Consider the following 11,443-nt stretch of genomic DNA (forward strand, 5'->3'; position numbering starts at 1 on the left):
ATCATAATAAGGTGGGAGAAGGATGTCAGATTGTTGTAATAACACTAAAGAAATTAAAAATGAAAATGTTGTAAAGTGTCCATCTTGTAAAAATAGATCTAAAAATGTAAAGTTGATAACATTAAAATCAATGCTTAAACCATCTGCATTAGAAACATTAAATGCTAAAGAAAATCACTATTTTTGTTCAACCAAAGATTGTGATGTAGTCTATTTTGATACGAATTATAAAGAGTACTTTGTATCTGACATAAAGGTGGCCGTTCATCAAAAAGATGCCTCAGTAACTACACCAATTTGTTATTGTTTTGATTGGACAAAAGAGAAAATAAAGGAATACGTAGAAAAAGGCCTTACTCCTAATCCAGTAGAACATATTCGAGAGAACATAAAGGAAAACCGATGTGGTTGTGATGTGAATAACCCTCAAGGTAGTTGTTGCTTGGCAAATGTTACAAGCTATATCAAAGAACTAACCTAACCTAATCTATATATACTTAACGAAAGGAAAGGGAGCGATTGTATAGTATACTTAGATTTAAACAACTTTATTTTAACCCCGTCGGAAAATTAGAACGGGGTTATGCGTGTTTGAGATTTTAAGATTAAATACCTTTCTTGTCACTATACAATAACCTATATTTATTTTTTAAAAATATTGCTAAATCTATTCTCCATAGTTGAAAGGTTATTATTTTTTTGACATTGTGTTTCTGGGGCTGTTTCAGTCACTTTGAAGAAAGTATCTAAGTTTTCGAGAGTAGAATGGTTCTTATTAGTATGGTCGAATTTAATTAGATTATCTTTTAGGTTTTTTTCGTCTCTCAAGTGTGAAAAGGCACTTGAGATCATCTGACTATTATATAGATGTTCATAATGCTTAACTTGTTCTTTCAACTGTTTTATTTCTTCGTCCTTAATTTTTATTTCCTCATTCATGTCTTTTGAATTATCAAGTGCTTCTTTGTATTTCCTTACCTCATTATAAAGCTCATAAAATGCAGTTTCAATGTAGTGAAGCTCATTAATAATTTTGTTTTTATCGTTTTTATATATATCAAAAATTTGTTCGATATTTGGAAAGTATACCTCATCCTTTTCGGTTAATCCTAAAGGTCGTTTAATCGGTTTGTTCAGTTCTTCGATGGTTTCTGGAATACGTCTACTCCAAGTATTCCTGCCGATACCTGTTTGTTTTTCCAGTAACAGATAGGTTAACTTTTGACCTTTAAATTTATTTTTAATTTCTAAAGCTATTTCTTTAAGTTCGACATCAGTATAACTGGAAGGTCGTCCTCTTTCCTTTTTAGATTCATTACTAGCTGATTTATTTTTACTCATATCTCTGTTCCTCCATTAATCTAGAATCAATTATTGCTTTATGATCCATGTATTGTACTAACTTCATAGAATTTGTTTTTAATATTTCTTTAGAGTTAGGATGTCTTGAAATATCTAAGGAACTACATTGTTCCTTCATTAATAGTAGGATCTCATTGATTCGTTGATTGAGTAAATCAGAATAATCTTCAAGCCATTTAATCCCTTCCTCATACTCTGATAAATTAGGTTTAAAAACATAGTTATCACACATTCTACAATCCTCAATACAGGTATTAGGGAATAAATGAGGTGCCTCCTTACAATATCCAAAGTCTACTATTAAAAAGTTTGTGGTATCATGTTCATTATAAATCTTACCTCTATCATATGCTTCACGTCTCCAGCCGATAAATCCGTACGACATTGGTTCGGATACTTTTCTCTCCAAAATTTTTTGCGCCAATAAATAAACATAAGATTGGGAGAAATGAACAGCATGGGAATAGTAATTTTCTTGTGTAGCAATAACGTCATGTCCGGCCATTCTTGCAATTGAAAGCATGTTGAATCCTTGAAGAAACATATTTATTATTGCGAAATGTCTTGTATCTCCCGGCTTAACTCTTTCGAGGTTTCTTTCTGCGTAAATTTTTTCTACCACTTCATTATAAAATTCTTGTAATAAATACTCGAAATTGTATAATGTCATCCTTTTAAAAGCCTGAGATTTTCGTTTTTTTCTATACAACAGATAAAAATCTCTTGGGAACAAATATTCATCCTCGATATCTAATTCAACTAACTTAATTTTATAAAAAGTAATGAGTTGATAGGTTTTATTATCAATTTGTATAGGTTCGTATATAATTGTTTTATCGGGTGAGTCTTGTTCATTTTTAATTCTTGGAACCTTTAGCCATGTGCTACCATCGTTTTTTTGATCAAGGCAATCTACTTTCATTAAGAGTAGTTCGTTTGGTCTCATTGGTAATACATTTGTAGTTAACCACCATATCATAATAGGCATATATTTAAGTGTTGCTTCAATAGGTTTTGTCTGAAAAAAGTCATTTACAATGTCATTAAAAATCAAAACATCATGAAAGTTAGGTAAATTCCTGTTTCCAAACTTTTCAAAAGGTATCGTTTCACAAATTGCTAAAATATCATTTTTTTCCTCACAGATATAAAACCCAATAAAATTTTTTAAAACATTTGAAACAGAGTAAGCACGTGGTCCTGAAAGTGGCAAAAACATTTCTTTTAGTTTATCAATGTGTTTAAACCCTTGTGATAATAGTATTGATTTTTTGAGTATTTGAAGTTCATCATAACACTTGTGAGCATTGACCCCAGATATTCGCCTTAAAGCAATAATGTTTTTGACATCCTTAAATTTCCGAAAGTTGACGGTATTGCCTGTCCAGAATTAGTCGATTATAATGTCCGTATATAATTCGAAACATTTCGACATTTATTCTGGAGAAAGGAAAAGACGTCCCCCATAATGTATAACTGCGCCAACAGTTATACAGGAGACGTCCCACAAAAAAGTATATGGTTATTGTATCAGATTATCAGCTGATTGAAAACACTCTTACTGGAGTTTTTAGTTAGGGGTGCGGGGAGGATCCCTTCCCCTTGCTGTGGTAAAGACATGTTGGTTAGAGGTACAAAGAATCGAAAAGCCAAGGATCATACAGGTCAGAGTAAAACATATAACATCCGAAGAATGCAGTGCACCAATTGTCAGACCATCCATCATGAACTTCCAGATTTATTGATTCCTTATAAACGCTATGAGGCTGAATGTATCGAAGACGTTCTTACGAACCCATCCACCCACATTGTTGCTGCCGAAGATTCCACTCTTTCAAGATGGCACGGTTGGTTTCATCAATTAATGGATTATTGGATCGGCTGTTTGAACTCCATCATGATCAGGACCAACCAGGGAAAGATCCCCCAGGATGTTACGTCCAAATGTTCAGGGACCGCACTTCAAAGGATAGGACGCTTGGTAGGAGATGCCAATGGATGGCTGACAAGAATTGTCCGGCCCATCGCAAATATAAATTTATGGTTACACACCCGTTCCGCATTCATTGTCCAATAGAACCTGATTTACACTCGTGATAGACACAGAGAGGAGAATGTATCATGAGTGATCATAAGAAATCAGAAGAATTGGCAGTGCAGCGTTTTCAGCTGATATCCCCTTTATTGGCAGAGGGGCTTGACGCTGGGAAAGTAAAGGAGTTAAGAGACCAGATAGCGAAGGCTAGCGGTCTTTCTGAAAGAACCATCAGGCGATATTTGGCTCAATTTCAGGTAGATGGGTTTGGAGGACTAAAGCCGCAAGGAAGAAAAGGTGCTCAAAAGTCTGAGGCTATCCCTCCTCATTTATTGGAACAGGCAATCCTTCTGCGTAAGGAAGTGCCGAGCCGGAGCGTGGCTCAAATCATACAGATACTCGAGTGGGAAGGGTTGGCTGAACCAGGGCAGATCAAAAGGTCAACGCTCCAGGAAAAGCTCACTGAAAAAGGTTACAGCACACGGCATATGCGACTCTACTCCCAGACAGGAGTAGCTGCCAGGAGATTTCAGAAGCGACATCGCAACCAACTCTGGCAATCAGATATCAAGTATGGCCCTTACCTGCCAATTGGTCCGAATGGAATGAAGAAACAAGTATATCTTGTCGCCTTTATCGACGACGCCACCAGATTTGTGCTTCACGCAGCTTTCTACCCTACTTTGGATTCAAGGATCATTGAAGATGCCTTTCGGCAGGCCATACAAAAGTATGGTGTTCCAGAAGCTGTTTATTTTGATAATGGAAAGCAATATCGAACCAAATGGATGTCGCGTACCTGCTCAAAAATAGGCACCCGCCTTACATACACAAGGCCATACTCAGCTGAATCAAAAGGGAAAATTGAACGCTTTAACAGAGTAATAGATTCATTCATAAGTGAGGCTGTCATCGAAAAACCCAATACACTTGATCGTCTGAATGAGCTTTTCCAAGTGTGGCTGACAGAGTGTTATCAGAATAAGCCTCATTCTGCACTTGGGGAGAAAATCAGCCCGGAAACGGCATTTCGTTCAGATAAGAAAGCGATTCGGTTCATCGATCCGGATACGTTGAGTAATGCATTTCTCCATTGTGAAACGAGGAAAGTTGATAAATCAGGATGCATCAGTTTCATGGATCAAAAATATGAGGTGGGCCTGACATTCATTGGACGACAGGTTGAAGTTGTTTATGACCCTGCGAATATCGAGGAGCTAACCATTGAGTTCGAGGGTCATATTCCATGGAAAGCCAAGAAGCTGGTCATTGGGGAAAGAGCTGGGAAGCGTCCTGCATTACCTGAGCACCTGCAGGTGCAGGATGTAGAATCTTCAAGACTATTAAAGGCAGCTGAACGAAAGAACCAGGAACGTCAAACTGAACAGAAACCTGCCGTGACCTTCCGTGCCGTTTGGAAGGAGGATGATTCTCGTGTTTGAAGCCTTCTATGAAATGGATTACACACCTTTCGCCAGAGATCTTCCGACTGATCAATTGTATGATTCCTCGATGATGCAAGAAATCCTTGGAAGGCTGAAGTACACAGCTGAAAGACAGCTTTTCGCCGTTCTGAGTGGGGATAGTGGTACTGGAAAGACTACGACCATCCGTAAGTTTGTGGACAAATTGGATAAAAGGAAATTCCATATCCTTTACCTGTCTGACTCTAAGTTAACACCTCGGCATTTTTACAAAGGTCTTCTGGAACAGTTAGGCTCCGAAGCGAAGTTTTACCGGGGAGATGCAAAACGGCAGCTTCATCGTGAGATTGAATTAATGAAAGGCATACGAGGGCTACAACCTGTGGTGGTAGTGGATGAAGCCCATCTTCTGGACCGTGAAATGCTTGAAGAGGTTCGTTTCCTACTGAACTTCAAAATGGATTCGCAAAGCCCGATGGCGCTTATCCTTGTCGGTCAAAGTGAATTATGGGATCGACTTCGGCTCCAATCATACGCAGCCATACGCCAAAGAATCGATATCCAATTTCAGCTAGGACATCTCGATCGTGCCCAAGTTGAAGAATATGTTTCTAGGCACCTTCGTTATGCCGGAGTTGACCAACCAATATTCTCTGACGGGGCTCTCGATGAAATCCATCGGTTTTCTGGTGGTGCCGCAAGGCTCATAGATAAACTCTGCACGCATAGTCTACTCTATGGCTCACAAAATGGCCGAAGGATCATTGACGACCATATGATCAAGCAAGTCATCCAGGGTGAACTTTCATGAAAAGCCGTTGGAAAGAAATGAATTACAATGAAGAGTTGGATTGTTGGGTTGTATTTTGGGGGGACAATGCTGGTTATAAGATGCGATGTGGAGAATGGTTTGATCTTCATCTAGGTAATGGCAAGACTCTTTCCTGCCGTCTGGAACTGGGTAGGGATTGGTATATTTTCACTGGTCGTAACGACGTAAAGTTCTATCTTAAGAAAAACGAGACGTACCAAGTTGACTTGTAAAATCGTTGGGAAGCAGGAAAACTGCCTCCCTTTTCATTTTGGACAGGAAATCCGTCAGTTTTCGGACAATTAGTACCATCAATTTCCGGACATTGTAGAACGTCATTAACAGCAATAAATGCTTTAACTGCTAAATTTAACTCGCTGAATACCTCAAAGTCGAATATTAATTCAAAGTTGTTTGCCTTTATTTCACATGGCATTATCCAAGTGCGGTCATTAAAAGTGTCAGCCGCGATATACCCTTTCTTCTTCAGAGTTAAAAAGGAATTTTCATATATCTCTAAATCGAATTGTTTATATTCCACCTGTTCAACTACACTTAATACTGAGTTACCATGTAACTTCTGAGAAAGTTTTATTTCCACGATACTCTCCTTAATCAATAAATATTTTTTCAGCTAAGTTACCTAGTTTTTTTCGAACATCATCAATTTGGATAAACGAGTTTATATAATCAACCCCCAAAAAACTTATACCTTCATCGAGTAGTAATAATAAATGCATTAAAAAGTAAGAATCTTTCTTCCTAATAGCTTCATGACTTGTTGTTTCTATTGAATTTATCAGTCTATAAAATTCACTACTTAATTCAATAAACAAATAATTTTTGGGGATGATGTTTGGACATGAATAACATGAATTCAATCTTGGATATTCACAGGTAGGAGATGAAAGACATTGTGCATTTTCTATTTTAGATGGCATTTCACCTTTAAAAACCTTAACTAATGTTTCAGTCAAAGATTCCTTACTTAGTTTAACTAACCTTGATATAACTGAGCTTCGTTTTTCTCTTATCTGTAATAGAAATCGAGACCATCTTTCAGTTTCTAGTGGTCCTATTTCACTTCTTAATGAAGTAATTAAACTAGTTCTTTCTGCCATTGTATGGGGTACGTTGTGTTTTTCTGTAGCTAACAAAATTAAATAATTATAGAGCCATCCGAAATGACCTCTTCGAAATAGGTTTAAAGAGACCTTGTTTAAGCTTCCATCATTATTTGTTGCTTGAACATATATTGCGGTAGTCTCTGGGTTGTTATGGGATCGAACTCTCTGAGTAAGTTCCAATGAAAGATCAGAATCCTTATCGTCTTCCTCAGTGATACTGTAAAACAAGTACGTCATGGTACTATTAATAAATTTTAAGCTCTTAAACGATTTAAGGGTTGGTTTAAAATTAAAAAACTCATGATGTAATTCACTTCCACTTGTAACTACAGATTTAATCTTTGTACCTACAATAAATGTTTGTAAAAGGTATTTATTCTTTTTCTTCTGCCTATGTAATTCCGAAATTACCAAAGCAGTTGCCAATGGCTCAACTAAATCCGGTTCAACTAAAAAAGTAACGAAGACATTAGTTTTACTTGTCTTTATTGACTTGAAAAATATATATAGTTGATTAATGATCTTTTGGCTTTGTGTAATTGTTAGTGTATTATTCTCAAACCATTCAAATGAATGAACCCGAATAGAATCTAAATCTATATGAGGGGTATTGTAAACAACGTCTGAGGGTCTCCACACATTTGTAAGGTGCATTATTGTAAACACCCACATATTTGCATAGTTCTGATTACTAATAGCATTAGGAATATGTAATTTGTTATCTTTTACATAATTATAGTAATCATTAAAAACTTCCGGAGGATAGATATCTTTTTGTTCTTCCGTTTTCTTCACTTTAGATACAACATATTTTTTTGGTACTGATAAATCCTTCGCAGAATAACTATAATTATAAAACTGTATGAAAATACGTTGTTTATGTTCATTAGTTAATAGTTTTGTAATAATCCAATCTATAGACTTGACCCCAACCTCATAGATATTTTTTTTAAGATGGGTTAGGATTCCAAAAACTGATTTATAGTAATTGAAAACTGTTCGGATATGTTTTGGATTTCCCCTTAATTTACTAAATTGGATTTTACAAAACTCAATGTATAAATTTGTTGTTTCCATAAGATTTGGCGGCAGTGGATTGGAATCTAAGTAATTTAAAAGCTCTTTTAATGCTTCCTTGTTTGTATAGATATAATCGTTCGCTTCCTTTTCCGTTTTGCTTCGGATTTCATAAAAATGATCAAAATCTTTAACGGGTACGTAAATTGTACTGCTTATTTTATATGCATTCGGAAACCATTTTTCTAAATCCATTTTCTGACGAACATAAGATGCTGTTAAGCCTAACTTTTCAGATACTTGTTTTACAGTAAAAGAATCAGTTATATCATAATTACCAGAACCATCTTTGTATAAAAAGGAAAGTCGATTTTTATTAAATTCTTCAACGGAATTCTTTGGAATCATCCAGATTTTTTGCTTTCCAACTGTAGATATTTTTAATGCTCCTTTAATTGTGTCATTTTTTAAAAGAGATGTTAGAGTTGCTTTGCTAATTTGTAATATTTCTGCTGCCTCAGTCGCTCCAATATATCCATCAAGTGTAACAGGAGGTACTGAATGATTTAATAAGCAGTCTGTGTTGTTAGGTAGTAATTTAATATCTTTTTTAGTGTTAGGTACATCTCTATGATTCTGGGTCAGTTTAAGGTCCTTTTTCATCTCAAGTTGGTCTATAAGATTCTTAATTATTTTAAAATCCTTTCTATGAATATAAGGTTTACCTAAATGTAAAATATGTGGAATTTTTGATTTCAATTTTCGAAAATCAAAATTGACACCCAAGATCTCTTTCACTTTATTTGGATGGAAATAATGATTTTTATCATAATCATCGTTATACCCAATATTGTTCTTAATTTCCATTAAAGAATTAGAATATATTAAGTATCTATCTTTATACATTTGACCATTAATTAACCCACTGTTAATATATCTCCAGATTTTTTCTATGGATATATTTAGAATACTTGCTAATTGTTTAATAGTAAGATAATTATCCTCATTAACAAAACCTGTTATCCTTTTTATCTCATTTAACGAATTAAGGGGGATGTATGCTTTTCTACCATACTCCACCTTGTCTTTAATCCATCCTTTTTTTACCCAGTTTTGGAACGTTTCGTCACTTATTTTAAATAACTTGATAAACTCACTCTTTTCCATATACAAATCTGTATCTATATATCCAATATTCTTCTTAATTAATGGGATTGATTCTATTGGAATAAGAGACTTATTATTTATTTGTATAATGGATGGTATTTTTCCTTCGTTTATCCATCTTATAACAGTGCTATGACTAACATTAAGCCATCTTGCAAGTTCTGTCTTTGTAACATAATCTGTTTTTTCGGCCATTCCTTATTTCTCCTCGTTTGCACTTCTGGTTTGAATCAATCTAGGAATATAAACTTCATGCATGTTATTAAACTTTTGCTCTAGTTTTTTACGTAAACGTTCAGTTCTGGACATATATGTTAACGATGAGAGTAAGCTCTTATCTCCACGTGGAAAGGCAATGTCGTAAGGATTTTCGGCTTCCTCTGCTAACATATTAGTAAATGTTCCTCTTCCTATATGTGTAGACCAACTCATTATACTCAAGTGATGTGCAACTAGTTTATCTTCACTATCTCCATACAACTTCAAATACTCTAAAAAACATCTTTTCAATTTATCAAAATACTGCCTATAACTTCTTCCTGACATTGCTTTTCCATCTCTATTAACAAAGAGTGCATTTGTTCCATCAGTAGGATTATAAAGCTGAATATGGTCGTTAAACAATATCTCGCCCCAATCCTTAATTTGAAAGATTCGTTGATGTCTCTTTCGCTTTACATAACTCCCACCTGAACCATCCTTGATATCTGAACGAAAGTGTTGGTCTTTTAATTCAAATAAGAAATCTCCATTAACGATACGTTTTTTTACTTGCGTTCTTTTTAAATTCACTACTTCACCAACTCTTAATCCTCCAAACAATTGAAAATATAATCCTAGTGCAATAGGTTTTGCTTCAATAATTGCGATTTCTAATAGTAGTGGTATGTATTTAATGGGAAAAGAATGCTCAACATTATTAGAACTGGATTCTGGATAAATAACTTGAAAAGGAGATACATAATAACTAAACCCTTGTAGTGTTTCCTTTTTTCTAAACTGTTTTTTACTAATGTTATTAATTACGTTCTTATCTATCAGCCAAAGATAGAAATAAGTAAGAGTTCTTTCACTATCCTTAACGGTGTCTCTTATTTGTCCGGTTGATGTAAGTGAATTTAAATATGTCGATCCATCTGATAACTTTAAATCAGCTAAACCTTTTATGTGAAGTTCTTGTCTATTTTTTAGTATGTAATTCATAAATTTAACAACATTTAAGGCATGTTTTTTTTGGGTATTATACTTTCTTGATTGCCAATTTTGAATAATGAAATCGGTCAGTGGATGGATAATATGTGTTCCAGTAGCTAGATTTTTTAAACCTATTGCTGCGAATTGCTTTTTAATTATCTGACCATCTGTTAACTTCCCCCAATTAACCCAGACCGGAACCATAATAAATTTAAAGTTTTTGCTGTTAGAAAGTAAGGTGATATTTGAATTACTATCAATCTTATCCATGAGTCCTCCATTAATTATGTGCAATTTTCGAATCTAATAAATAGGTGGATATGTATTAAAGTCCATACTAACATCCCTAATATATATGTACAATGATAATCTTCTTAATTTTTCGTTAAATCGCTATATTAATAGTATTGGGGAATCATTTATTGTACAAAATATTAATGTGCATTTTAATGGAGATATTTAAAACTCGATGGGATAAGATTAATCCTTTCTAAGTTTAATAATAAAATAAAACTTTTTACTCGTCATAATAATGATGTGACTGTCAAGTTCCCGGAGTTACAGAGCATTGATATCCCAAATGGTACAATCTTAGATGGGGAACTTATTGTTATTGATAAACAAGGAAAGCCTGACTTTGAGGCGATGATGGAAAGATTTCAATCAAAAAAGAGTTTGCACCCAATCCAATTTTTTACCTTTGATATCATTTACTTCAAAGGTAAAAAGGTAACGCTGCCGCTGATTGAAAGGAAACAACTCCTTGAGGGTGTCATAAATCCATCGAGGGAGATTGTTCTTGTTCAGTGGATGTTAGGTAACGGCAAGGCTTATTTTGATTTAGTAAAACAACAGGGCCTAGAGGGGATAGTGCTTAAAAGTGTTGACTCCAAATATCAGATAAAAAAGCGATCACAAGATTGGCTAAAGGTTATTAACTACCAATTTACTGATGTTGTCATTACTGGAGTAAGGAAAGATGAATTTGGATTGTTGCTTGCAGTTAATAAAGATGGAATACTAAAGCACGGTGGAATAATGGAGTTTATGGTACCAGAAGCAAGGAAGAAATTTTACAATGAATATAGGGATTTAATTGTTGAGGAAGATAAGAAGTTTATATTCCTGGATCCTAAAATAAAGTGCAAAGTTAAATTCAGAAACTATACAAAAGCTGGATTACTAAGAATAGCTTCTTTTGTTGAATACATTGATTAAAAGCATCCTTTCTAGGGTGCTTTTTTAATATAAATCAATCTGTACTGTACTGTACTCCATGTAGAGGATACCGAAATTAGCTGTACTC

At 34.7% G+C, this 11,443-nt stretch carries 10 protein-coding genes and 1 pseudogene; 6 read left to right on the plus strand and 5 right to left on the minus strand.

The annotated features are described in order from the left end of the window. Window positions 1-22 precede the first annotated feature (22 nt). Window positions 23-481 (plus strand): putative iron-sulfur cluster-binding metallochaperone, encoded by a 459-nt coding sequence (locus FOF60_RS07000; RefSeq protein ID WP_192473733.1) that lies wholly within the window; start codon window positions 23-25, stop codon window positions 479-481. Window positions 482-642: 161 nt separating this feature from the next. On the opposite strand, the gene FOF60_RS07005 is transcribed toward FOF60_RS07000, so the two are convergent. Both FOF60_RS07005 and FOF60_RS07010 read right to left on the minus strand, forming a co-directional pair. Further along, on the minus strand, window positions 643-1,341 hold the full coding sequence (locus tag FOF60_RS07005) for a hypothetical protein (protein ID WP_192473734.1): 699 nt from the start codon (window positions 1,339-1,341) through the stop codon (window positions 643-645). After that, a complete protein-coding gene (locus FOF60_RS07010; protein WP_225650515.1) occupies window positions 1,334-2,575 on the minus strand; it encodes a site-specific integrase in 1,242 nt (413 codons plus the stop codon). Before FOF60_RS07010 ends, FOF60_RS07005 begins: the two co-directional genes overlap by 8 nt. 333 nt (window positions 2,576-2,908) lie before the next feature. On the opposite strand from FOF60_RS07010, the gene FOF60_RS07015 reads away from it, so the two are divergent. Genes FOF60_RS07015 through FOF60_RS07030 form a run of 4 tightly spaced genes read left to right on the plus strand, consistent with a single transcriptional unit; the run spans window position 2,909 to window position 5,865 of the window. Further along, window positions 2,909-3,439 carry a DUF6431 domain-containing protein gene (locus FOF60_RS07015; RefSeq protein ID WP_225650527.1) on the plus strand — a complete coding sequence of 177 codons (531 nt, stop codon included), beginning with the start codon at window positions 2,909-2,911 and terminating at the stop codon, window positions 3,437-3,439. A 44-nt stretch (window positions 3,440-3,483) separates the two neighbouring features. Continuing rightward, complete coding sequence (locus FOF60_RS07020; RefSeq protein ID WP_192473827.1) at window positions 3,484-4,839, plus strand: DDE-type integrase/transposase/recombinase; 1,356 nt, start codon at window positions 3,484-3,486, stop codon at window positions 4,837-4,839. Then, window positions 4,832-5,632, plus strand: a complete 801-nt coding sequence (locus FOF60_RS07025) for an ExeA family protein (protein ID WP_192473828.1) — start codon at window positions 4,832-4,834, stop codon at window positions 5,630-5,632. The genes FOF60_RS07020 and FOF60_RS07025 overlap by 8 nt, the downstream gene beginning before the upstream one ends. Window positions 5,633-5,649: 17 nt before the next feature. Continuing rightward, on the plus strand, window positions 5,650-5,865 hold the full coding sequence (locus tag FOF60_RS07030; RefSeq protein ID WP_225650529.1) for a DUF5348 domain-containing protein: 216 nt from the start codon (window positions 5,650-5,652) through the stop codon (window positions 5,863-5,865). Here the strand turns inward: FOF60_RS07030 and FOF60_RS07035 are convergent. The 3 genes from FOF60_RS07035 to FOF60_RS07045 are packed head-to-tail and all read right to left on the minus strand — an operon-like array spanning window position 5,826 to window position 10,407. Then, a complete protein-coding gene (locus tag FOF60_RS07035) occupies window positions 5,826-6,233 on the minus strand; it encodes a hypothetical protein (protein ID WP_264647654.1) in 408 nt (135 codons plus the stop codon). The genes FOF60_RS07030 and FOF60_RS07035 overlap by 40 nt on opposite strands. 10 nt (window positions 6,234-6,243) lie before the next feature. Next, on the minus strand, window positions 6,244-9,138 hold the full coding sequence (locus tag FOF60_RS07040; protein ID WP_192473784.1) for a helix-turn-helix domain-containing protein: 2,895 nt from the start codon (window positions 9,136-9,138) through the stop codon (window positions 6,244-6,246). Between the two features lie 3 nt (window positions 9,139-9,141). Next, window positions 9,142-10,407: a hypothetical protein gene (locus tag FOF60_RS07045; protein ID WP_192473783.1), complete on the minus strand. Its 1,266-nt coding sequence runs from the start codon at window positions 10,405-10,407 to the stop codon at window positions 9,142-9,144. A gap of 201 nt (window positions 10,408-10,608) precedes the next feature. On the opposite strand from FOF60_RS07045, the pseudogene FOF60_RS07050 reads away from it, so the two are divergent. Next, window positions 10,609-11,355: pseudogene (locus tag FOF60_RS07050) on the plus strand (hypothetical protein); the annotation flags it as partial. Window positions 11,356-11,443 lie beyond the last annotated feature (88 nt).

The sequence above is a fragment of the Mesobacillus jeotgali genome, from assembly GCF_014856545.2.
Lineage (GTDB): Bacteria > Bacillota > Bacilli > Bacillales > Cytobacillaceae > Mesobacillus.